The 23,014-nt window shown below is 71.7% G+C and carries 17 protein-coding genes; 4 read left to right on the forward strand and 13 right to left on the reverse strand.

Going from position 1 to position 23,014, the window contains the following annotated elements:
* Positions 1-10: 10 nt before the first annotated feature.
* From ACFO60_RS13960 to ACFO60_RS13990, 7 genes are all read right to left on the reverse strand, one after another.
* Positions 11-1,213, reverse strand: coding sequence for an ROK family transcriptional regulator (locus tag ACFO60_RS13960; protein WP_380840614.1), 1,203 nt, complete (start codon positions 1,211-1,213; stop codon positions 11-13).
* Positions 1,214-1,280: 67 nt separating this feature from the next.
* The gene (locus ACFO60_RS13965; protein ID WP_380840559.1) at positions 1,281-2,534 is read right to left on the reverse strand and encodes a sugar ABC transporter permease; all 1,254 of its coding nucleotides are present in this window, start codon (positions 2,532-2,534) and stop codon (positions 1,281-1,283) included.
* Complete coding sequence (locus ACFO60_RS13970; RefSeq protein WP_380840560.1) at positions 2,531-3,307, reverse strand: ATP-binding cassette domain-containing protein; 777 nt, start codon at positions 3,305-3,307, stop codon at positions 2,531-2,533. The genes ACFO60_RS13965 and ACFO60_RS13970 overlap by 4 nt, the downstream gene beginning before the upstream one ends.
* Before the next feature lie 97 nt (positions 3,308-3,404).
* Complete coding sequence (locus ACFO60_RS13975; protein WP_380840562.1) at positions 3,405-4,523, reverse strand: sugar ABC transporter substrate-binding protein; 1,119 nt, start codon at positions 4,521-4,523, stop codon at positions 3,405-3,407.
* A 230-nt stretch (positions 4,524-4,753) separates the two neighbouring features.
* Positions 4,754-5,479: a TSUP family transporter gene (locus tag ACFO60_RS13980; RefSeq protein ID WP_380840563.1), complete on the reverse strand. Its 726-nt coding sequence runs from the start codon at positions 5,477-5,479 to the stop codon at positions 4,754-4,756.
* A gap of 121 nt (positions 5,480-5,600) precedes the next feature.
* The gene (locus ACFO60_RS13985) at positions 5,601-8,414 is read right to left on the reverse strand and encodes an aconitate hydratase (RefSeq protein WP_380840565.1); all 2,814 of its coding nucleotides are present in this window, start codon (positions 8,412-8,414) and stop codon (positions 5,601-5,603) included.
* Positions 8,415-8,681: 267 nt separating this feature from the next.
* A complete protein-coding gene (locus tag ACFO60_RS13990; protein WP_380840567.1) occupies positions 8,682-9,419 on the reverse strand; it encodes a metal-dependent hydrolase in 738 nt (245 codons plus the stop codon).
* 424 nt (positions 9,420-9,843) lie between these two features.
* Between ACFO60_RS13990 and ACFO60_RS13995 the strand changes: the two genes are divergently transcribed.
* From ACFO60_RS13995 to ACFO60_RS14005, 3 genes are all read left to right on the forward strand, one after another.
* Positions 9,844-10,587 carry a PadR family transcriptional regulator gene (locus ACFO60_RS13995; protein WP_380840568.1) on the forward strand — a complete coding sequence of 248 codons (744 nt, stop codon included), beginning with the start codon at positions 9,844-9,846 and terminating at the stop codon, positions 10,585-10,587.
* A gap of 6 nt (positions 10,588-10,593) precedes the next feature.
* Positions 10,594-11,187 carry a DUF1707 SHOCT-like domain-containing protein gene (locus ACFO60_RS14000; protein WP_380840569.1) on the forward strand — a complete coding sequence of 198 codons (594 nt, stop codon included), beginning with the start codon at positions 10,594-10,596 and terminating at the stop codon, positions 11,185-11,187.
* A 423-nt stretch (positions 11,188-11,610) separates the two neighbouring features.
* Positions 11,611-12,273, forward strand: a complete 663-nt coding sequence (locus ACFO60_RS14005) for a DUF6879 family protein (RefSeq protein WP_380840571.1) — start codon at positions 11,611-11,613, stop codon at positions 12,271-12,273.
* A 172-nt stretch (positions 12,274-12,445) separates the two neighbouring features.
* Here the strand turns inward: ACFO60_RS14005 and ACFO60_RS14010 are convergent, their stop codons facing one another.
* The 3 genes from ACFO60_RS14010 to ACFO60_RS14020 all read right to left on the reverse strand — a co-directional run bounded on the left by ACFO60_RS14010 (position 12,446) and on the right by ACFO60_RS14020 (position 17,452).
* Positions 12,446-14,959 carry a polynucleotide kinase-phosphatase gene (locus ACFO60_RS14010; protein WP_380840572.1) on the reverse strand — a complete coding sequence of 838 codons (2,514 nt, stop codon included), beginning with the start codon at positions 14,957-14,959 and terminating at the stop codon, positions 12,446-12,448.
* Positions 14,952-16,454: a 3' terminal RNA ribose 2'-O-methyltransferase Hen1 gene (locus ACFO60_RS14015; RefSeq protein WP_380840573.1), complete on the reverse strand. Its 1,503-nt coding sequence runs from the start codon at positions 16,452-16,454 to the stop codon at positions 14,952-14,954. Before ACFO60_RS14015 ends, ACFO60_RS14010 begins: the two co-directional genes overlap by 8 nt.
* A 74-nt stretch (positions 16,455-16,528) precedes the next feature.
* Complete coding sequence (locus ACFO60_RS14020; protein ID WP_380840575.1) at positions 16,529-17,452, reverse strand: LLM class F420-dependent oxidoreductase; 924 nt, start codon at positions 17,450-17,452, stop codon at positions 16,529-16,531.
* A gap of 86 nt (positions 17,453-17,538) precedes the next feature.
* Here ACFO60_RS14020 and ligD point away from each other — a divergent pair, with 86 nt between their 5' ends.
* Positions 17,539-18,531 (forward strand): non-homologous end-joining DNA ligase, encoded by a 993-nt coding sequence (gene ligD / locus ACFO60_RS14025; RefSeq protein WP_380840576.1) that lies wholly within the window; start codon positions 17,539-17,541, stop codon positions 18,529-18,531.
* A gap of 26 nt (positions 18,532-18,557) precedes the next feature.
* On the opposite strand, the gene ACFO60_RS14030 is transcribed toward ligD, so the two are convergent.
* From ACFO60_RS14030 to ACFO60_RS14040, 3 genes are all read right to left on the reverse strand, one after another.
* On the reverse strand, positions 18,558-18,755 hold the full coding sequence (locus ACFO60_RS14030) for a transposase (protein ID WP_380840577.1): 198 nt from the start codon (positions 18,753-18,755) through the stop codon (positions 18,558-18,560).
* A 184-nt stretch (positions 18,756-18,939) separates the two neighbouring features.
* A complete protein-coding gene (locus tag ACFO60_RS14035; protein WP_380840578.1) occupies positions 18,940-20,445 on the reverse strand; it encodes a S1 family peptidase in 1,506 nt (501 codons plus the stop codon).
* Positions 20,446-20,951: 506 nt separating this feature from the next.
* A complete protein-coding gene (locus tag ACFO60_RS14040) occupies positions 20,952-21,329 on the reverse strand; it encodes a hypothetical protein (RefSeq protein ID WP_380840579.1) in 378 nt (125 codons plus the stop codon).
* Between the last annotated feature and the right edge of the window lie 1,685 nt (positions 21,330-23,014).

The raw sequence follows: 23,014 nt of genomic DNA on the forward strand, positions 1-23,014 counted from the left end.
GTGGCGCAGGTCAGGATCCGACGCGGGCGAGGGCGTCCAGCGGGTCGGCGAGCACCTGGGCGAACGCCAGCTCCGCCGCGCCCACCAGCGTGGTGTCCTCGCCGAGCAGCGGCGTGCGCAGGCGCAGGCTCTCACGGCAGGCGCGCAGCACGTCGGTGGTGATGCGGCTGCGCACCTGCGCCGCCGCGCCCAGGTAGATCTCGCGCAACATGCCGCCGAAGATGACGATCTCGGGGTTGAAGATGTTCACGAGGTTGGCCACGCCGAGGCCGAGCCAGTCGCCCACGCGCGCCAGCGCCTCCTGGGCGACGACGTCCCCCCGGTCGGCGACGTCGACGACGGCGCGCACGGCGTCGCGCCCGATCTGCGGGCCGAACCGGCCGGCCGCCTCCAGCAGCGCGCGCTCCCCCACCTCGGCCTCCAGGCAGCCGTGCGACCCGCAGCCGCAGGGCCGCCCGCCCGCGTTCACCACCATGTGGCCGACCTCGCCGCCGTAGCCGCCGTTCCCGCCGAGCAGCTGGCCTCCGGTGATGATGCCGCCGCCGATGCCGACGTCCCCGTGCAGGTAGATGAGGTCTCGGCATCCGACGCCGACCCCGCGCGCCTGCTCGGCGAGCGCGCCGAGGTTGGCGTCGTTGCCGACGGCGACCGGCACCCCGAGCCCGAGCCTGCGTTCGAGCTCCTCGCCCAGGGGGATGTCCGCCACGCCCAGGTTGGGGCTGAAGCGGACGAAGCCATCGGAACGGCGCACGCCACCGGCGAAGGCCGCGCCGGCGCCGACGCACACGGCGTCGGGACCGGTGTTCTTCAGCATCTGGCCGGTGAACGCGGCCAGGCGTTCCACCTCGTCCTCCATGACGAAGACGCCGCGCTCCCTGGTGGCCTCGCGCCGGTCGAGGACCACCCCGCCCAGCCCGACCCTGGCGGCCACCAGGCGGTCGACGCCGATGTCGAACGCGAGCACGTACACGCGCGCCGACTCGGGACGCACCACCAGCGAGGGGCGTCCCGCCTTGCCGGTCTCTCTCGGCAGCTCCTCCCGCACCAGCCCCGCCGCCGTCAGGTCCGCGGTGAGGGCCATGATGGTGCTGCGGTTGAGCCCCATCCTGGTGGTCAGCTCGGCACGGGAGGTCGGGCCGTCCAGGTGGACGTGGCGCAGCAGGACGCCGAGGTTGTGGCGCCGGATCTCCTCCTGTGAGGGGCCCGCGCGCATCATCGATGGTCCTTCGCCTGTTGCTCGTCCGGTCCGGGTGGGAGGTGAGGGGGCACCGGACCGTGGATCACCTCAGCCCAGAGGCTGCCGCCCGCTTACGGGACAGCGCGTCCACGCCCGCGGCCAGCAGCAGCACCAGCCCTGTCACGATGTACTTCACGCTGGCGCTGTAGCCCATCAGGCCCATACCGTTGTTGATCACCGCGACCACGGCGCCGCCGAGGATGGCGTCCAGCACCCTGCCCTTGCCGCCGAACAGGCTCGTGCCGCCGATGACGGCGGCGCCGACCGCGAACAGCAGCACGTCGCTGCCGCCCGTGCTGGGGTCGACCGAGCTGGCCTGGGACGCCAGGATGATGCCGCCGATCGAGGCCATGCCGGAGCAGATGACGAAGGCGCTGACCCTGATGCGGTCCACGTTGATGCCCGCCCGGCGGGCCGCCTCGGCGTTGCCGCCGACCGCGTAGATGTGGCGCCCGTAGGCGGTGCGGCGCAGGACGAACGTCCAGAAGATCAGCAGGGCGAGCACGATGGGCACGACGATCGGCACGCCCTTGAGCGACACGAGCAGCGCGTTGCGGCTGCGCTCGAGGTTGAGCGCGTAGACCGCGAGCCCGCCGAGGACCACCAGGGCGCCCACCCGGACGGCGATGAGGCCGAGCGGGTCGGCGGCGAGGCCGCGGCCGGCGCGGCGGCGCGCCCGCACGAGCTGGATGCCGGCGTACGCGACCACGCACACCGCGTACAGGATCCAGCCGAGGGCCGGCGGCAGGTACCTGTTCTCGATCGCGATGATGATCGGCTCGCGGATGGCGATGTTGTTGCCCTCGTTGACGAGCACCAGCAGCAGGCCCTGGAAACCGAGGAAGGCCGCCAGGGTCACCACGAACGACGGTATGCCGACTTTGGCGACCAGCGTGCCCAGCAGGAAGCCGATCAGCACGCCGGTGCCGATCGAGGCGGGGATCGCCACGTACCAGGGCAGGCCCTGGCTCGTCAGCAGGACCGCGAGCACCGCCGCGCAGACGCCGCTGGTGTACCCCGCGGAAAGGTCGATCTCACCGAGCAGAAGGACGAACACCAGCCCCATGGCGATCACGCTGATCGCGGCGCCCTGGGTGAACAGGTTGGCGAAGTTGATCGCCGAGAGGAACACCGGCCGCAGCCACGCGAAGGCCGCGCAGAGCACGAGCAGCCCGAGGATGGCGGGCAGCGCGCCCATGTCGCCGCCCCGCACCCGGCCGATGTAGGCCCGGAAGTTGCCGCCGATGCTCGGAGGCGGCGCGGCTGTCTTCTGACCGGGAAGCGTCGTCGTGCTCATGCGGTGACTCCGTTGAGGTTCTGCAGGCCGAGCTCGCCGCTGCGCCCGGAGGTGATCAGTTCGACGATCTGCGAGTGGGTGACGTCGGCCGTCTTCACCTGCGCGGCCATGCGCCCGAGGTAGAGCGCAGCGACGCGGTCGGAGACGGCGAAGACGTCGTTCATGTTGTGCGAGATGAGGATCACGGCCAGGCCGTTGTCGGCGAGGCGGCGCACCAGCTCCAGCACCTGGGCGGTCTGGGCGACGCCCAGCGCGGCGGTGGGCTCGTCCAGGATGACGACCTTGCTGTTCCACAGCACGGCCTTGGCGATGGCCACCGTCTGCCGCTGGCCGCCGGACAGGCTCGACACGAGCTGGCGGATCGACTTGACGGTGCGGACCGAGAGGCTGTCGAGCGTCTTGGCCGCCATCTCCTCCATCGTCGCCTCGTCCAGGACCAGGCCGCTCTTCTTCTCACGGCCGAGGAACATGTTCTGGACGATGTCGAGGTTGTCGCAGAGCGCGAGGTCCTGGTAGACGATCTCGATGCCGAGCTCGGCGGCGTCGCGGGGGCTGGTGACGTGCACCGGCCGGCCGTCGAACAGGAATTCCCCTGCGTCGCTGGCGTAGGTGCCGCCGATGCACTTGACCATGGTGGACTTGCCCGCGCCGTTGTCGCCGACCAGCGCGGTGACCTCACCGGCGTAGGCGGAGAAGGCGACATCGTGCAGGACCTGCACGGGACCGAAGCTCTTGTCGAGCCCGCGGATCTCCAGGACGGGTTGGGATGACACGTTGCTCCTCAGAGATTGACGGTACGCCACGCGCACCCCGGCGGGGAGGCCCCTTGTGGAGGCCTCCCCGGAGCGCGAGCCGTATCGGACCTGGGTCCTACTGGATCCCGGCCTCGGTGCACTTGTCGGCGTACTCGCCCTTGCACAGCTCTTCCTTGGTGACGAACCCGTCGGCGACGACGTCCTTGACGTTGTCGAAGGTGACCGACAGCGGGTCCAGCAGGACGGCGGGGACGTCCTGACCGGTCTGGGTGTCCTTGGTCGTGCCGCTGACGGTCGGCTTCTCGCCCTTGGCCAGGGCGACGGCCAGCTCGGCCGCGGCGTCCGCTTCCTTCTTGACCGCCTTGTAGACCGTCATGCACTGGTCACCGACGAGGATGTTCTGCAGGCCCTGGACGCCGGCGTCCTGCCCGGTGACCGGGACCTTGCCGTTGAGCTTCTGCTTCTTGAGCACGGTGATGGCCGCGTTGCCCAGGTTGTCGTTGGCGGCGAGGACGCCGCCGATCTTGGACTCGGAGGTCAGCATCTGCTCGAAGATCGTGCCGGCCTTCACCGGGTCCCAGTCGGGAACGGACTGGTCGGGGCCCTTCTGGTACTCGCCCGCGTCGTACTTGGGCTTGAGGACGCCGTCGTAGCCCTCCTTGAACTGCGTCGCGTTGTTGTCGGTGGGCGAGCCGTTCAGCTCGGCGACGATGGGCTTCTCGACCTTCTTGTCGGTCAGGCACTTCACCAGGCCTTCGCCCTGCAGCTGGCCGACCTTGACGTTGTCGAAGCTGACGTAGTACGAGGCGCCGCCGCCGAGCGTCAGGCGGTCGTAGTCGATGACCGGGACGCCCTGCGCCTTGGCCTTGTCGATGACGGCCTTGCCGGTGCCGCTGTCCAGGTTGACGATCAGCAGCACCGTGGCGCCGTTGGTGATCATCTGGTCCGCGATGGTCTGGAACGCGGTCTTGTCGTTCTGCGCGTTCTGGATGTCGTAGGCCACCCCGGCGGTCTTGAACGCCTCTTCGAGGTACTTGTGGTCCGCGGTCTCCCAGCGGGGGGAGGACTTGCTGTCGGGGAGGATGACACCGATCTTGCCGGGCTTGGCGGCCTCGGACGACGAGGCGGCGCCGCTCGGGGCCGCCTCGGTGCCACCGCTGTCGCCCCCGCAGGCGGTGAGACCGAGAGACAGTGCCGCCGCGGCGGCGGTCAGGCCGAGGATCCCTTTGCGCATGGGTGCACCGGGTCCTTTCTACAGAGATGGCCACTGACGGCGTGGCACAGGGGGTCTGTTTGGGAGGTGCCCGGCCGAGCTCTGGCCGGGGAGATCACGGCCGTGACCGGGTCTCGGGTTTGGCCGTTGTTTGAATGTTGTTTGCGGCAACGTATTCCGTCCCACGTCCGGATGCCAGACCTGAGGCGGCCTAAGTTTGTTGTCGCCGGTAACAATCGGGAAACGTGCCCTTAACTGGCCAGGCTCTGCCCTATCAAGACAAGGGCTGACATGGTCGCTACCGCGAGGATTCCGGCCCTGACCCGCCCGCCGTCCAGGAACCGCCGCAGGGGGCCGGACGCCGCGAAGCCGGCGATCATGAACGGGATCAGCACCGCTCCGGCCAGCGCCGATCGGGCGGGCAGCTTGCCGACGACGGCGAGCAGCCCGAGGCTCTGCCCGGCGGACAGGACGAAGTACAGGGCGAGCGTCGCGCGGATCTGCGGCCCCTTGGCGTGCTGGTAGACGATGCCCATGGGCGGGCCGCCGATGCCGGTCGCCGTGCCGGTGACGCCGGACACGAACCCCGCGCCGGCCAGCGTGGCCCCGTTGCGCGGGATCGCCACCGACGAGGCGGTGACCGCCACCGCGACCAGCACCATGACGCCGACGAGGACGCCCAGCGCCTGGGTGCTGACGTACACGACGACGAACGCGCCGACGGCGCTGCCGGGCAGCCGGCCGAGGAGCGCGTACGCCAGCCCTCTCCAGTCGATCGTGCGCCATTCGGCGGCCAGGGTGAACAGCGGCAGCGTGAGGTTGACGATCTGGACGGCCCCCGGCATCACGGTCGGGTCGAGCACCGCGATGATCGGCGCCGCCACCAGCCCGAGCCCGAAACCGACCCCTCCTTGCACGACGGCGCCGACGAACACCGCCAGCCCGCCGATCAGTACATAGAACACCTCAACGCCCATGCGTCGCACAGTAGACGGGGGCCGCCCACCTGGCGCAACGGGTTATCGGCGGACCGGAATCGAGTCTCCGGGCGGCGGGGAGGCCCGTGCGCCGCCCGGCCCGTGGGCCGGGCGGCGGAGCTCAGCTCTTGGCGAGCAGCGAGCGCAGGACGTACTGCATGATGCCGCCGTGGCGGTAGTACTCCGCCTCGCCGGGCGTGTCGATGCGCACGACGGCCTGGAACTCCTTGTCCCCCGCCTTGACCGTGACGGTGGCCGGCGTGGAGCCCGCGTTGAGCTGCTCGACACCGGTGATGTCGAAGGTCTCCTCGCCCGTGAGACCGCGCGAGGCGGCGCTCTCGCCCTCGGGGAACTGCAGCGGCAGCACGCCCATGCCGATCAGGTTCGAGCGGTGGATGCGCTCGTAGGACTCGGCGATCACTGCGCGGACGCCGAGCAGCGCCGTGCCCTTGGCCGCCCAGTCGCGCGAGGAGCCCGAGCCGTACTCCTTGCCGGCCAGCACGACCAGCGGGATGCCGGCCGCCTGGTAGTTCACCGAGGCGTCGTAGATGGCCGAGACCGGGCCGCCCTCTTCGGTGAAGTCGCGGGTGAAGCCGCCCTCGGTGCCCGGCGCGATCTGGTTGCGCAGGCGGATGTTGGCGAAGGTGCCCCTGATCATCACCTCGTGGTTGCCACGGCGGGAGCCGTAGGAGTTGAAGTCCTTGAGCTGGACGCCGTTGGCCTTGAGGTACAGACCCGCGGGCGAGTCGGCCTTGATCGAACCGGCCGGGGAGATGTGGTCGGTGGTCACCGAGTCGCCGAGCAGCGCGAGCACGCGGGCCCCGGCGATGTCGGTCACCGGCTCGGGCTTGCTCGGCATGCCGTCGAAGTACGGCGCCTTGCGCACGTAGGTCGAGGCCGGGTCCCACTCGAAGGTGTCGCCGGTCGGGATCGGCAGCGACCGCCAGGTGTCGTCGCCCTTGAACACGTCGGCGTAGTCGCGCCGGAACATGTCCTCGCCGATGGAGGAGCCGACCACCTCCGAGATCTCCTCCATGGACGGCCAGATGTCCTTGAGGAACACCGGCTCGCCGCCGGTGCCGGTGCCGAGCGGCTCGGTGTCCAGGTCGATGTCCATCGTGCCGGCCAGGGCGTAGGCGACGACCAGCGGCGGGGAGGCCAGGTAGTTCATCTTGACGTCGGGGTTGATGCGGCCCTCGAAGTTGCGGTTGCCGGACAGCACCGCGGTGACGGCCAGGTCGTTGTCCTGGACGGCGGCCGAGATCTCCTCCGGAAGCGGGCCGGAGTTGCCGATGCACGTGGTGCAGCCGTAGCCGACCAGGTTGAACCCGAGCTTGTCCAGGTAGGGCGTCAGGCCCGAGCGCTCGAAGTAGCCGGTGACGACCTGCGAGCCGGGCGCCAGGGAGGTCTTCACCCACGGCTTGCGGGTGAGGCCCTTGTCCACGGCGTTCCTGGCGAGCAGCGCCGCGCCGATCATGACGTAGGGGTTGGAGGTGTTGGTGCAGGAGGTGATGGCGGCGATCACCACGGCCCCGTGGTCGAGCTCGAAGGAGCCGCCGTCGGCGAGGCTCACCGGGACGGGGCTGTTCGGCCGGTCGAGCGTCTCGGCGGCCGGCGCCGCGGCGTGCGGCCTGTCCTGCCGCTTGTCGTGCCCGTCGGCCTGGGCGTTGGAGGCCGGCGCGTCGGAGGCGGGGAAGGACTCCTTGCCCTCCTCGTCCGCGCCCTCGTCGTCGGGGACGAAGACGCGCACGTCACGGCGCCAGGTCTCCTTGGCCGAGGTCAGCGCGATGCGGTCCTGCGGGCGCTTGGGCCCGGCGATGGAGGGGACGACCGTCGACAGGTCCAGCTCGATGTACTCGGAGAAGACCGGCTCGGCGGACGGGTCGTGCCAGAGCCCCTGCTCCTTGGCGTAGGCCTCGACCAGGGCGACCTGCTCGGCGGGGCGGCCGGTGAGCTTGAGGTACTTCACCGTCTCGCCGTCGATCGGGAAGATCGCGCAGGTGGAGCCGAACTCGGGGCTCATGTTGCCGATCGTCGCGCGGTTGGCCAGCGGCACCGCGGCGACGCCGTCGCCGTAGAACTCCACGAACTTGCCGACGACGCCGTGCTGCCGGAGCATCTCGGTGATGCGCAGCACCAGGTCGGTGGCGGTCGCCCCGGCCGGCAGCTCGCCGGTCAGCTTGAAGCCCACCACCCGGGGGATCAGCATGGAGATCGGCTGGCCGAGCATCGCGGCCTCGGCCTCGATGCCGCCGACGCCCCAGCCGAGCACGCCGAGGCCGTTCTCCATGGTGGTGTGGGAGTCGGTGCCGACGCAGGTGTCGGGGTAGGCGGCGAGCACCGCCTCGCCGCCGGTCTCGGCGTTTCGCGTCATCACGACCCGGGCGAGGTGCTCGATGTTCACCTGGTGCACGATGCCGGTGCCCGGCGGGACGACCTTGAACTCGTCGAACGCCGTCTGGCCCCACCGCAGGAACTGGTAGCGCTCGTGGTTGCGCTCGTACTCGCGCTCGACGTTGCGCCGGAAGGAGTCGGGGCCGCCGAAGAAGTCGACGATGACCGAGTGGTCGATGACCATCTCGGCCGGCGCCAGCGGGTTGATCTTCGCGGGGTCGCCGCCCAGGTCGCGCACGGCCTCGCGCATGGTGGCGAGGTCGACGACGCAGGGCACGCCGGTGAAGTCCTGCATGATCACGCGCGCGGGCGTGAACTGGATCTCCACGCTGGGGGCCGCCGCCGGGTCCCAGCCGCCGAGGGCGCGGATGTGGTCGGCCGTGATGTTGGCGCCGTCCTCGGTGCGCAGCAGGTTCTCAAGAAGGATCTTCAAGCTGTACGGGAGGCGCGCCGACCCCTCGACGGCGTCCAGCCGGTAGATCTCGTATGCCGCGTCACCGACGCGGAGGGTGTCACGGCTGCCGAAGCTGTTCGCGGACACGGAGACTCGCCTCCCTCATTTCACGCTCATCGCCACTGATGATGGGTCGCAGACTGTGCCTGGTTCGCCCCATAGATCCTGCCGCACCGGTGGAGTGCCGCCGCCAGTCGGGTCGGCTCAGCCACGTCCGCTCGCACGGATCTCTCGACATCAAGATATCGCCTGACATATCTCGACATCAAGTTACTTCAAAGTAACATGGGGCCGCGGCCGGGATCGGGGACGGCGCGAGGACGGACGGCCGTCTCGGGAGGAGGCGCGTGCGGCCTAGAGGGACGGCATGAGCCGCGCGGCGAACAGGCCGATCACGATCACCGACAGCACCGGGCCAAGGATCTTGATCTCGAACGCCCTGCCGGTCTTGATGCCGATCTTCCACGGCAGCAGCCACCGGTGCCGCAGCGGCCACAGCACCGGGCATCCGCGCTCGGTCAGGCAGTCGCCGACGACGTGCGCGAGGCAGCCGAAGGTGATCGCGAAGCCCAGCCACAGGTATCCGACGTGGGCGGAGCGGAGCAGGATGAACGCCATGGCGGTGAGGCCGATGTTGACCATCGCCGAGGTGATGGTCTTGCCGGGAATGCCGATGCCCACCGCCCTCAGCGCGAGGCCGATCATCAAGATCACCACGATGTCGCGCCCGATGGGAAAGCGGTCGGCGAGCAGGTGCGCGCCGAGGCCGGCGGCGATCGCGAACACCAGCGAGTGGGTCGCGTGCCGGTGGCCGCCGCTGGCCCAGTTGACCGCCTTGCTCAGCACCCAGGTGGCCGGTCCGAACGTCTGGGCGATCGTCGCGTGCGGATGGTCGAGATCGGGCAGCATCGCCGCCCCCGCGCACACCAGGGCGCCGGCGACCACCTCGGCCGGGGACAGCGCGTTGGCCACGATCGGCGTCAGGTCGCCGGTGAGCCCGGACAGCGCCGTCAGGCCCGGCAGCGCGACGAGGCCGGGAGCGACCAGCAGCCAGGCCGCCGCTCCGCTCAGCGCGTGTGTATGCCCCATCATGCGTAGATCACGATGCGGCACCCTACGGCAAAACCCCCGTCAAACGGCGGAGGTGTCCTGCCCGGCATGCGGCGTGTCGCCTCGCGTCCGGCCATGCGGTCAGCACATCAGCGGCCCTGAAAAAAAGAAAAGGACGGGGCCGTTCCGCTCCAAGAGCACCCCCCAGCCCTCTCAGAGCGGAACGACCCGTCCGACTCCTGATAACGCTCGCATCTCGGCATGTGTTCCCCGGTGAGCGTGATGTGCGTCACTCATTTCGCGGCCTCCGCGCCACGGTGGCCGCCGGCCGCCCCCGCGGCCCCACCCCACGGCCGTCCGGCGGCCTCTCCGCACGTCTTCTCAAGGGTTGCTCTTAGAACGTTCGCGATATATCTTTGAAGCATCGAGAACGGTCGACGGTCGATCGTCACGAGAGGAGAGCGCGATGACGGCATTCGCGATGGGCGACGCGCCCTGGGGATTCCCGCACGGCATGAGACACCCGACGCTCGGCGCCCTGGGCGCCATCGCCGCCTTGCGGCAGGCCCATCACCACCACCACGGCCGGCACGGCGACGACGAGGACGGCCCGGGCCAGGACCGCCGCCACCGGGGCTCCCGGGGCGGCCGCAGAGGGCCGGGCCCCTGGGACTTCGGCCCGGGGCCGTTCCGGCCGGGCTTCCCGTTCGGGTTCGGCGGCGGCCGGCCGCCGTTCGGCAGAGGCGGGCGCAAGGCCAAGCGCGGCGACGTCCGCGCCGCGATCCTGGCGCTGCTGGCCGAGGAGCCGCGCAACGGCTACCAGATCATCCAGGCGATCGCCGAGCGCAGCGAGGGCGGCTGGAAGCCCAGCCCCGGCGCGGTGTACCCGGCGCTCCAGCAGCTCGCCGACGAGGGGCTCGTGCGGGCCGAGGAGACCGAGGGCCGCAAGACCTTCCAGCTCACCGAGGCGGGCCTGGCCTACGTGGCCGAGCACCCCGACGAGGTGCGCTCCCCATGGGAGGAGATGACGCCGAACCTCGAGGAAGGCGTCTACGAACTGTTCGATCTGAGCCGCCAGGCCGCCGCGGCGCTCTTCCAGATCGCGCAGACTGGGAGTGACGCCCAGGTCGTCCAGGCGAAGGCCATCCTGGCCGACACCCGGCGCAAGCTCTACCAGATCCTGGCCGACGGCGACACCCCGGAGGAGTGAGCCTCGATGACATCGCGGGACGATCTGCGCATCGGCGACGCGGAGCGCGACGAGGTGGCGGCCGCCCTGCGCGAGCACTTCGCGCAGGGCCGGCTCACCCACGAAGAGCTTGACGAGCGGCTCGACACGGCCCTCGCCGCCCGCACCGCGGGCGAACTGCGGCAGGTGACGGCCGACCTTCCCGGGTCCGCCGCCCACCGCTCCGCCGCGCAGGGCCGCGCTCCCGCGATGGAGGGCCACCACGGCCCATGGCCCGGCCCATGGGGGGGCCGGGCCGGCCTGCGGCCCGGCGACGGCCACGGGCCTCAGGGGTGGCCGGGCGGCGGCTGGCCGCCGCCGCAGGCCGGCCCGGCGGTCTGGGCCGAGCACATGGCCGCCGTCCGCCGTGAGCACATGGGCCGGCGGGGCCGGCGCCACGGCGGGCCGCCGGTACCGCTCGTGATCCTCGCGGTCGTCCTGATCGCCGCCGTGGTCTCCGGGTCCGTGGCGCCGATCTTGGGGGTGCTGAAGGTGCTGTTCCTCATCTGGATCGTCATGGCCGTGCTGGGGCTGGCCCACCGCCGCCACCACCGCCGGCCGCGCGTCGGCCGCCGCCTCTGAGCCGGCCGCGCCCCGCCGTCGCCGTGCCGGCCGCCCCGGCGTCATGAGCCGGCGACACCCCGGCGTTGCGAGCCGGCGACACCCCGGCGTTGCGAGCCGCCGACGCCCCTCGTTTCGAGCCGGTGACGCCCCGGCCGCCGCACCGGCGAGCCGGGCGCGTCACCGGCTCGCCGGGCTCGTGACGCCACGGGACGCGCCTCCACGGGAACGTTCCGCGGACCGGCCGCGCGCGGCCGCTTCGCGATTTGGGCCTTGACGCCTCCAGTCAGCCGTTTCATGATCGGCCTGTCTTCCCGACCGTCGTCATTCCCGGGTTTCGGCTCGCGCACGTCCGGGCATGGTGGCGCACGTTGCCCGCGATCAGGGCGCCGCCGGCCTCGTGGAACCGCCACGGGCTCCGCACCCGACGACGAGGAGTGGTTCATGGGCCCGGTCACGGAAAATCATCTCGATGGCCGTGTTCTCCAGCGGGCCCGCGACGTCGACGCGGTCGTCCTGCCCCCAGAGGCGTACGGCCCCGAGTTCAGGGCTGCCTACGAGAGCGCCCAGGGCGTGGTGTGGAAGCTCGAACGCGCCCAGCACTTCCACGAGCCCTACGAGCCGAGCTGGCAGGCCATGGTCGCCGGCGATTGGGAACGTTCCCTGCGCCTCATCGATGAGTCGCGCGGCACCCTGGCCGCCGACTACGCCGGCTACGCCGAGTTCCGGCGGGTCCGCGTCGTCGAGACGCCGCTCTCCCCCTATATGCAGTGGGAGCTGCACGTGCTCGCCGCGCGCGCCGACGCCGGCGAGCGGGTGCGCGTGGTGCCCGCCTCGGCCGTCCGCGACCTCGAGCGTCCCGCGCCGCTGCCCGAGCTGCTCGTCTTCGAGTCCGACCTGATGTACGAGGTGCTCTACGACGCCACCGGCGCGCACCTCGGCGGGCGACGCATCACCGAGCCCGGCACCGTCGGGGCGTGCCTGGCCACCGTGGCGGCGCTGTACGAGCAGGGCGAGGACCTCGTGGCGTATTTCCGGCGCGAGGTGCTCCCCCTCCCCGCCCCGCGGCCCCTCACCTCGCGCCCGCGCCCGGTGCCGTCCGCCTGACCGCGCCGCCCGACGCGGACCGCGCGACCAGGCGTCCCGGCACGGGCCACGATCCGACGTCCGGTCCAGCCCGTGATCAGGCGTCCGGTCCAGCCCGTGAGCACGCATCCGGCATGGGCCGAAGCCGGGCATCCCGTCCAGGCCGTGAGCAGGCGTTCGGCGCCGGCCGGGGTCAGAGGCGGGGGTCGACGGGCTCGGATTCCAGGGCGAGGACGGCGAAGACCGCCTCGTGCACCCGCCAGAGCGGCTCGCCGCCCGCCAGGCGCGCCAGCGCCTCCATGCCGAGCGAGTGCTCGCGCAGCGCCAGCGACCGCTTCTTGCCCAGGAAGCGGCCGCGCAGCTCGTCCAGGCTCTCGGTGTAGTCGGGCCCGTAGATGATCCGCAGGTACTCCTGCCCGCGCACCTTGACGCCCGGCTGCACGCGGCCGGCCGTGGGATGGGCGGGTTTGACCACCATCCCCTCGCCTCCTTCGCCGGTGAGCGCCTCCCACCACGCGGTGGCAGCCTCCCGCGACTCCTGCGAGCCCGTCGAGACGAAGACGTGCCTGGTCTGTGTGATGAGGTCGCCGGACAGCCGGGCCAGCGCCGACAGGTGCCAGGCGTGCGGCTCCTCCCCCGCGGTCGCCCGCCCCTCCACCGCCAGGATCTGGAACGGCGCGAAGCGCACCCCCGTCAGGCCGGACACCGGCCCGCAGTAGCGCGCGTAGGCGTCCCTGAACAGCGTCGCGTTCCGCGCGCGCCGCCGGGTGCGGTCCATGACGTCCTCCACGGCGAGGCCCCGCCGGGCGGCGGCGTCGAGCGCGGCGACCGCCTCGGGGAGCGCCGCGCGCGCCGCCGCCCCCACGGCCGCGTACTGCTCGCGGATCAGCCCGCCGGCCTTCGCCGACCAGGGCAGCAGCTCGCCGTCGAGCACGATCCAGTCGGTGCGCAGCTCCTCCCACAGCCCCGCCGCCGACACCGCGTCCCGCAGCCCGTCCACCAGGCCGGCCATGAGCGCGGGGTCGTCGAAGAACGGACGCCCGGTGCGGGTGTGCACGATGCCGAGGCTCCCGTCGCCGACGCCGAACCGCGCGGCGGCGGCCCGCGGGGTGCGGGCGAGGACGGCGACGGCGCGCGATCCCATGTGCTTCTCCTCGCACACGACCTCGGCGACGCCCGCGCGGTGGAACTCCTCGAAGGCCTCGGCGGGGTGCTCGAGGTACCCCGGAAGCGGCGAGGTGTCCGCCGGGGCCATGGTCGGGGGCAGGTAGACCAGCCAGCGCGGGTCCACGGCGAACCGGCTCATGATCTCCAGCGCGGCGGCCGCGTTCTCCTCGCGGACCTTCACCTTGCCGCCCGCGCGGGTCTCGACGTACCGGGTGCCCTGGACGTCGGTGATGTCCAGCACGCCTGGATCGCGCCGCGCGGCTGCCGCGAGCGGGCGGACCGGCTCGTACCAGACCTGCCGCGCCGGCACCGCGGCCAGCTCGCGCTCGGGGTAGCGCAGCGCGGTGAGGCTGCCGCCGAACACGCAGCCGGTGTCAAGGCAGATCGTGTTGTTGACCCATTCGGGCTCGGGGATCGGGGTGTGGCCGTAGACGACCACGGCCCGGCCCCGGTAGTCGCCGGCCCACGGGTAGCGCACCGGCAGGCCGTACTCGTCGGTCTCGCCGGTCGTGTCGCCGTACAGCGCGAAGGAGCGCACCCGGCCGGAGGCGCGGCCGTGGTAGGCCTCTTTCAGGCCGGCGTGCGCCACGACGAGCCGGCCGCCGTCGAGCTGGTAGTGGCTGATCAGCCCGTCCATGAAAGCCCGCGCCGCCTCGCGGAACTCCTCCGGCTCGGCGGCGAGCTGCTCGAGCGACCGTTCGAGGCCGTGCGACACCGTGACCTTGCGGCCGTTCAGCGCCCGGACGAGCTTGTTCTCGTGGTTGCCCGACACGCACAGCGCCGTTCCGGCCGCGACCATGCCCATGACCAGCCGCAGCACTCCCGGCGAGTCGGGGCCCCGGTCGACCAGGTCGCCCACGAAGACGGCCGTCCTGCCCCGCGGGTGCGCGGCCCCCACCGGCCGCCCCGCCTCGTCGCGGCGCAGCTCCCAGCCCAGCGCGGTGAGCAGGTCCTCCAGTTCGGCGCGGCAGCCGTGCACGTCGCCGACCAGGTCGAACGGGCCGGTGAGCTCGCGGCGGTCGGTCCAGGCCTTCTCGCGGACGATCGTCGCGGCGTCGATCTCCTCGCCGCGCAGCACGTGGACCCGCCGGAACCCGTCCCTGGAGATCTTGGACAGCGAGCGGCGCAGGTCCTTGCGCTGCCGGGTGATCACGTGCGGGCCGAAGTCGCGCTCGGGGCGCAGCGCGTTCCTGGCCACCGCGACGTCCTCGGGCACGTCGAGCACGATCGCGTCCACCAGCACGTCGTGGCTCCTGGCCAGCTCGACGAGCTTCTTGCGGGCCTCCCACTGGACGTTGGTGGCGTCCACGACGGTGAGCAGCCCGCGACGCAGGCGGGTGCCGACGATGTGGTTCAGCACGTCGAAGGCGTCCGCGGTCGCGGCCTGGTCGTTCTCGTCGTCGGCGACCAGGCCCCGGCAGAAGTCCGAGGAGACGACCTCGGTGGGCAGGAAGTGCTTGCGGGCGAAGGTCGACTTGCCGCTGCCCGACACCCCCACCAGCACCACCAGCGACAGCGCCGGAACACCGATCTCAGTCACGGCTGAACACCCCCATCTGCGTCGGCGCGCCCATCTCGGGATCTTCCTCGCCGACGGGCAGGTGCGCGACGCGGTATCCGTATTCGCGGCAGACGTCCTGCGCCCAGGCGGCGAACTGCGCGCGGGTCCACTCGAAGCGGTGGTCGGGATGCCGCATGCCGGTCAGGAACTCGTAGCGCACGTTGTACTCGCTGTTCGGCGTGGTGACGACCACCACGCGGGGCCTGGCCGCGCCGAAGACCACCTGTCCGAGCGCGGCCAGCCGTGGCGGGTCCACGTGCTCGATGACCTCCATCAGCACGGCCGCGTCGTATCCGGCGAACCGGGCGTCGGTGTAGGTCAACGCGGCCTGGAAGAGCTCCAGCCGGCCTCTGCGCGCCTCGGGCATGCGGTCGAGCCTGAGGCGGCGGGCGGCCAGGGCGAGCGCCCGCGCCGACACGTCCACCCCGGTCACGCGGGTGACCTCGGAGCTCGCCAGCAGTTCGGCGAGCAGTTGCCCGGAGCCGCAGCCGAGGTCGATGACGGTGCGGGCCCCCGCCTCGGCGAGCACCCCGGCCACCGCCCGCCTGCGGGCCAGGCTCAGCGGCACCGGCGCGCCTGCAGGCGTCACCTCAGCGGCAGGCGGCACCTCATCGGCGGGCGGCACCTCCTTACCGAACGGCACCTCCTCGGCGGGCGGCACCTTCTCACCGGGCGGTGCCGGCGCCTCGGCCGCCGCCTCCTCCTCGACCGGGGGCTCCAGATCCTCCTCGACGTCGTCGCCGAGTTCGGCCAGGCGCGCGAACGCCTCCCGGGTCAGGCCCGCCCGGCGGCCGAGGTAGCGACGGGTGATCGACGCGCGCTCAGGATGGGACGCCAGCCACCCCTCCCCCGCGCGGATCAGCTTGTCCACCTCGTCGGAGGCCATCCAGTAGTGCTTGGCGTCGTCGAGCACCGGGAGCATGACGTAAAGCTGGTTCAGCGCGTCCGCCAGCCGGACCGCGCCGCGCAGCACGAGCCGCACGTAGCGCGAGTCGCCCCACTCGGGGAAGCCCTCGTCGAGCGCGATGGCCCGCGCCTCCACCTGCCAGCCGAGCGGCTCGAACAGCCCCCGCGCCGTCTCCGGCCCGCCCCGGCACGGCATCGCGGGGATGACGATCTCCAGGTCGATCGGCCCGGCGGCCAGCTCAGGACGCGACGCGCAGTGGCCGGAGCGCGCGGTGCGGAAGACGTCGGCGAGCGCCACCGCGAGCATCGAGGAGGCCGCGTACGGACGGTCGTTGACGTACTGGCCCAGGCTGAAATCGGGCGAGGACCGGCCGCGCGAGCGCACCAGGCGAATCGGGTCCACCTCGAGCAGCAGCGCGGCCGTGCAGCGCTCCGCGGCGGCCTCGGGGTAGAAGACCCGGGCGACGCCGAAGGACTGGCCGAACTCCTGGACCCGGTCGGGGTGCTTGTGGAGCAGGAAGCCGAGATCGGTGGCCGGTCGCGTGGTCGTCGAGATGGTCAGCAGCACGCTGCCCGATCTTTCACCATAAACGACCCACCGGCCACCGATTTCGGCCGCGGCGCGGGCACCGGGCGGCGCGCTCAGACGTGCGGCATGACCTCGGCGGCGACCAGTTCGAGGTGGTCGAGGTCGGACAGGTCCAGGAGTTGCAGGTACAGGCGCTCGCAGCCGGCCTCGGCGAACCGGCCGATCTTGTCGACGATCTCCTGCGGCGTGCCGGCGAGGCCGTCGCGCCGCAACTCGCCGGCCTCCCGGCCGATGGCCGCCGCCCTGCGGGCGATCTCGGCCTCGTCGGCGCCCGCGCACAGCACCTGCGCGGCCGAGAAGACGATCGGCTCGCGTCCGACGGCCGAGCACGCCTCGCGCACCCGGTCGTAGGCCGCCGCGGTGTCCTCCAGCCCGTGGAAGGGCACGTTGTACTCGTCGGCGAACCGGGCGGCCAGCCGGGGCGTGCGCTTGGCGCCGGTCCCACCGATGATCACCGGCGGGCGGGGGCTCTGGGCGGGCTTGGGCAGCGCCGGCGAGTCGGCGACGCGGTAGTAGGCGCCCTCGAAGGAGTAGGTGTCGCCCGGCTTGGTGGTCCACAGCCCCGTGATGATCTCCAGCTGCTCCTCGAAGCGGGCGAACCTCTCGCCGAGGGGCGGGAAGGGGATGCCGTACGCCTTGTGCTCGGCGTCGAACCAGCCCGTGCCGAACCCGAACTCGACGCGTCCGCCGCTCATCTGGTCCACCTGCGCGACGCTGATCGCCAGCGGGCCGGGCAGGCGGAAGGTCGCCGCCGTGACCAGCGTGCCGAGGCGGATCGTCTCGGTCTCGCGGGCGAGCGCCGCCAGCGTCACCCACGAGTCGGTGGGCCCGGGTCCGGGATCTCCGTCCCCCATGCGCAGGTAGTGGTCGGAACGGAAGAAGGCGTCGAATCCGAGCCGCTCGGCGGCCTGGGCCACGTGGAGCTGGTCCTCGTAGCCGGCCCCCTGCTGAGGCTCGATGAAGATCCTTAATCTCATATGCCCATTATCCCGGCATCGCGCGATGCATCTTCTGGGTGGGATAGGGGTTCGGACGGACCCCGCATCCGGGTAAGAAAACGCCCATGGGGGGACTTCCTACCTACACGCCGATGCTCGCCCAGCTGGGGACGCTTCCCCCGCCGAGCGAGGACGCCGGCTGGGGCCACGAGATGAAGTGGGACGGCGTGCGCGCCCTCGCCTATGTCGAGAACGCCGCCCTCCGGCTCATCTCGCGCAACGGCAAGGAGGTCACGGTCGCCTACCCCGAGCTGTACGCGCTGGCCGGCGCGGTCGGCGGCCACGACGTCGTGCTGGACGGCGAGATCGTCGCCTTCGACGACGCCGGCCGCCCGAGCTTCTCGGCCCTGCAGCCGCGCATGCACCAAAGACGCGAGGAGCGGGTGCGCAAGCTGGCCCGGACGATCCCCGTGACGTTCATGCTGTTCGACATCCTGCACATCGGCACGCGGTCCTCGGTCAACCTGCCCTACGTCGAGCGCAGGGAGCTGCTGGAGAGCGTGGTGACCCCCGGCGCGCGCTGGCAGGTGCCCGCCTGGTTCCACGACGACGGCGCGCACGCCATGGAGCTGAGCCGGCAGCTCGGCATGGAGGGCATCGTCGCCAAACGGCTGCACTCGCCCTACCGTCCCGGCCGCAGGTCCCCGGAGTGGACCAAGATCAAGAATTTCCGCGCCCAGGAGGTCGTCATCGGCGGCTGGTCGGCCGGGCGGGGGCGCAGATCTTCGACGATGGGCTCGCTGCTGGTCGGCGTGTACGAGGCCGGACGGCTGGTCTACGCGGGCAACGTCGGCACCGGGTTCACCGAAGAGACGCTGCGCGAGCTGGGAGAGGTGATGGCGCCGCTGGTGCGGCCCGCCAGCCCGTTCGCCGACCTCGTGCCCCGCGAGCAGGCCAGGGGCGCCCACTGGGTCGATCCGGTGCTGGTCGGCGAGGTGCAGTACGCCGAGTGGACCCACGACCGGCGGCTGCGCCATCCGTCCTGGCGCGGGCTGCGCGACGACAAGGCCCCCGCCGAGGTCCGGCGCGAGGGAGAACCCCCGCAACTGGCGGGCTGACCCTGGGGCCTGACGACGGGGTCGGCTCAGTCCTGGCGGCGGGCTCCGGCCTGGGGCATGACGACGAGTTCGACCAGTTCGTCCAGGTCCACGTACGACGCCACCTCGGCGACCGAACGGCAGTAGGCGACCAGCACCCCGTACTGGCGCACCCGCAGCAACGTCCGCCCGTCCAGCCTGATCGGCTCGACCTCGTACCCCTGGCCCCCCACCCAACGTGACATGCCGGAAGGATAAGAAACCGCACGTCAAAGCACTGCAAAGCACGACGGGTGGCGCGGAGATCGGAGTACGGCCCCCGCGACGGCCGAACCGCCGCGAGGGTCCGCGCCATGGTGGCGCCGCTCGTCGCCCGGCGGGGAGGCGGAGGGCTTCACGCCCTGCCAGGCGAGCGGGCGGCGCGGGACGCTACGGCGCCCGGTAGCCCAGCGAATAGGCGCCGGAACCGCTGGCGGCGTTCACCCGGTAGCGGTAATAACCGGGCGTGCCGGTGTAGCTGATCCTCTCGTCCGGGTTCGGTCCCGCGGCCGAGGCGACGGTGACCCAGTTGAAGCCGTTCCACTTCTGCAGGTAGAGATCGAAGTCGGTGCCGTCGGGACCGTCCAGGCAGGCCGAGTGCACCCCGCTCACGATCGAGCGGTAGTAGAGGTTGCCCGGCTGGTAGGCGTTCCCACCGCGGGCCAGGACGCCGGTGACGGTGCGCGGGTAGCCGGTGCAGGTGCCCGTGGTCGGCGGCGGCGGGTTGCCGGCGGTGGTCACCAGGCTCAGGCCGTAGGTGGTGAGGATCTCGTTGACGGGCTGGAAGTAGGTGGTGCCGCCCGAAGTGCAGTCACCGGAGCCGCCGGAGGTGACCCCCTGGGCCTGGTCGACGGCGATGAAGGAGCCGCCGGAGTCGCCGGGCTCGGCGCAGACGTTGGTCCGGGTGAGCTCGAAGATGTTGCCCTGAGGGTAGGTGACGCTGGTGTTGCGCTGCTGGATGGTGCCGCAGTGCCAGTCGGTGGTGGATCCGGACCGGCAGACGGAGGAGCCCTCGATGGCCTCCCTTGATCCTGCGACGCTGACCACGCCGCCGCTGCCGTTGTTCACCCATGGCCTGGGCGTCCAGTTGCCGTTGACGCTGACCCAGGAGAAGTCGCTGCCGGGGAAGGTCGACGCCTGGAAGGTGCCCTGGGCGACCCGGTTGAAGCCGGAGGTGGACTGGCCCGCCGTACCGCAGTGACCGGCGCTGACGAACCCCGGCTGCGTGCCGCGGAGGACCGAGAAGCCGATCGAGCAGCGGGCCGAGGTGCCGATGTAGTAGGCGTCGCCGCCCACCAGGTCGTAGAGGGGCCGGGGGCGCTCGGTGGACGGCACCACCCGCACCGCGGCCACGTCCACGCCGATGCCCTTGATGACGTCCAGGGCCTTCCCCGGCTCCTCGGACAGGACCGTGACGCTGTTGGTGCGCACGTCGATGTAGCGCACGCTGCCCACGGTGGGGGGATGGGCGGGCAGGGCGGCGTCGAGCTTGTTCTTGACCGTGTTGAGGTCGGCCAGCGACCGGGGGACGACCTCCGCGCGGGCGCCCGCCGCGAGGATCTGGGGGATGTCGGCGGACTTGGTGGTGGCGACCGAGAGGGTCTGCGCGATGGTTCCCGAGAGCCAGGAGCCGCCGTAGCGGTTACCGAGCCTGCGGGCGAGCTGCGCCGCGATCGGCGTCAGCCGGATCTCGTTGAGCAGGCGCGCCTGGGCCTGCCCGCGGGTGAGATGGAGGTCACGCTGCAGTGCCTCGATCATGCCCGGCGGCGGTTTCCGCGCGCCCGCGGCGACCGGGGTACCGGTCGTCCGGGGCTGGGCGACGGCCGGAGCGGCCGCCAGGGTAAGAGCGCTGACCGTCAAAGCGCATCCCAAGAGGGCGGTGCGTCTGCGCGACATGATCTCTCCTCCACCTCGGCTTCCAAAGCAGGGGGGAGATCGCCGCGCACCACTCGATGATCATGCGATACGGGCAACGCCACCTTAAACCAGCTCATGCCGACCAGGGCCGAACGAGCCCCGCGCCACGCCGGGAGCGATCACGAGCACGATCGGCCGGCCCACGCGGGGCGGGCGTCGCCGGGTCGTTCCCGCGGGTGTCGTCCGGCCGTACGGGGAGCACCGATCGGGCTCACGCGCAGGTCGACCGGGTCGCGGAGGGTAGTGCGGACATGGTCAAGGGCGACGACGGAGTCTCGCTCCGCTGCCGCCCCCAGAACCACGCAAATCACACTGTTTCGGGCCAGATGCAGTTAATCCCGCACCCAGCTGGCACAAGAGCCGGGCAGGCCGACTCCATGGAACTCGGGGCAGGTGAGAGCCTGCACCGCATCCGGCCCGGTTGGAGGCGGCGCCGCCACGAGTCGGACCCGCGGGAGCGCCGCCCTATCTTCCTGCCAGGCAGGTCAGAGGCCGAGACCAAGCCCCAGGCCAAGACCGAGGCCCAGGCCGCGGCCACCGCCGCTGCCATAGCCGACGCCGACGCCGTAGCCGACGCCGCCGCCGGACCCGTAGCCGGCGCCGTAGCCGACCCCGTAGCCGGACCCGTAACCGGCGCCGTAGCCGAAGCCGGACCCGTAGCCGTAGACGCCGGTGGGGCAGCCGCCGACGACCGTCGGGACCACCGTCGGGACCACCGTCGGGATGACCGTCGGGCCGCAGGGGCAGCAGTTGGCCTTGGTGGCGCGCTTCGCGTGCACCGACGCGTCGGCGGAGGCTGCGGCGGCCGGGGCGATGACCGCCATAGCGACGCATGCCGTGGTGACCAGAAGGCGGCGAATCATTCCTGAATTCTCCCTATAGTAAATCACCGCAACAGCCCGTCCGTACGCGGACTGCGTTGAACAGTGATTACCGAATGTGACCGCTCAGAGAGTACCCAGTGCCTGATCAGGCATAAGGGCCGGGAATGGTCAGAGGACGGTAAAGATCGACGCTCCGCGGCCAATTGAATACCGGCTCGACGCAACGCCTTGCCGGGGACATACATTTGGTTTGTATCGGCCATTTTCACAAGACCGCTGGTCAGTGCCATGATTGCGGGCCGACCCGTCCAGCACACATCTCGTCAGATTATCTCGTACCCCTACGAACCGGCCATTGCCCCGCTTCCCGTCATAGCGCTCAGTCCGATTTGTCGGTAGCATCGGATATTGCGGCAGAGCGTTCTTCATCTGCCCGGCGAGTGGCAGTATCCGGACTTTCAGCGACAGGAGCTGGGATACGCCCACCGCCGGGCACGTCATGAGGCGATAATGGCCACGTGCCCCTTCGCGGTCACGAGTAAGGGGTCGACCTGCGGAGGACGGGAGACGGAGACCGGAGGGGCGTCAGAGGCCGCCGGGCCCTCCGGTCACCGGGCGGAATAGGTCGCACAACCGAAAAGGTGCGTGCCGCACGGCGGCACGCACCTTTTCGGTCATCTCACTTGGCAGGCATCGAGAGCGATCAACCGCACACGGGGTATACCAGCCCGACCCCCAGCGCTCCGGTACACGGATACACCGTGAGACCGGGGGGCTGAGGAGTGACGGTGGGCACCCCGGACGAGCCAGGAGGGCCGGGAGGACCGGGAGGACCCTCAGGCCCTTGTGGACCCACAGGGCCTTGCGGACCTTCAGGCCCAGCCGGTCCGGGCGGACCGTCAAGGCCGGCGGGACCGGGCGGACCGTCAAGCCCCGCAGGACCGGCAGGACCGGCGGGACCGGCAGGACCCGGGAGACCGTCGAGGCCCGCAGGACCGGGCGGACCGTCAAGCCCCGCAGGACCGGCAGGACCGGCGGGACCCGGGAGACCGTCAAGGCCCGCAGGACCGGGGGGACCCGCAGGACCCGGGAGACCGTCGAGGCCCGCGGGGCCGGCAGGACCCGCAGGACCGGCAGGGCCGGGCGGACCGTCGAGGCCCGCAGGACCCGCAGGACCGGGGGGGCCGTCAAGCCCGGCGGGACCCGCAGGACCCGGGAGACCGTCAAGCCCGGCAGGACCGGCAGGACCCGCAGGACCGGCAGGACCGGGGGGGCCGTCAAGCCCGGCGGGACCCGCAGGACCCGGGAGACCGTCAAGCCCGGCAGGACCGGCAGGACCCGCAGGACCCGCAGGACCGGCAGGGCCGGGGAGACCGTCAAGGCCCGCAGGACCGGCAGGACCCGCAGGACCGGCGGGACCCGGGAGACCGTCAAGGCCCGCAGGACCGGCGGGACCCTGCGGGCCGGCGGGGCCACGCGGGCCGACGGGACCCGGCGGCACCTTGCAGAGCCACTGGGGAAGGTGGAGCACCGCGCACAGCGGGATCGTGCCGGGCGCGATCGGAGCGGCCTGCGGCCCGATCACTTGAACGCCCGGCGTCAGGCAGAATATGGGAACACAGTCGAGAGGAGCCACCAGAGGGCCCCTCACCGGTGCTCCGAAGTGTGTGCCGCTCGCCGTATAGTCGACGACCGCCCGGCCCGGCGGCCGGTGAGTCTTTGCC

Origin of the sequence: Sphaerisporangium dianthi, from assembly GCF_042654065.1 — a bacterium.
Taxonomy (GTDB): domain Bacteria; phylum Actinomycetota; class Actinomycetes; order Streptosporangiales; family Streptosporangiaceae; genus Sphaerisporangium; species Sphaerisporangium dianthi.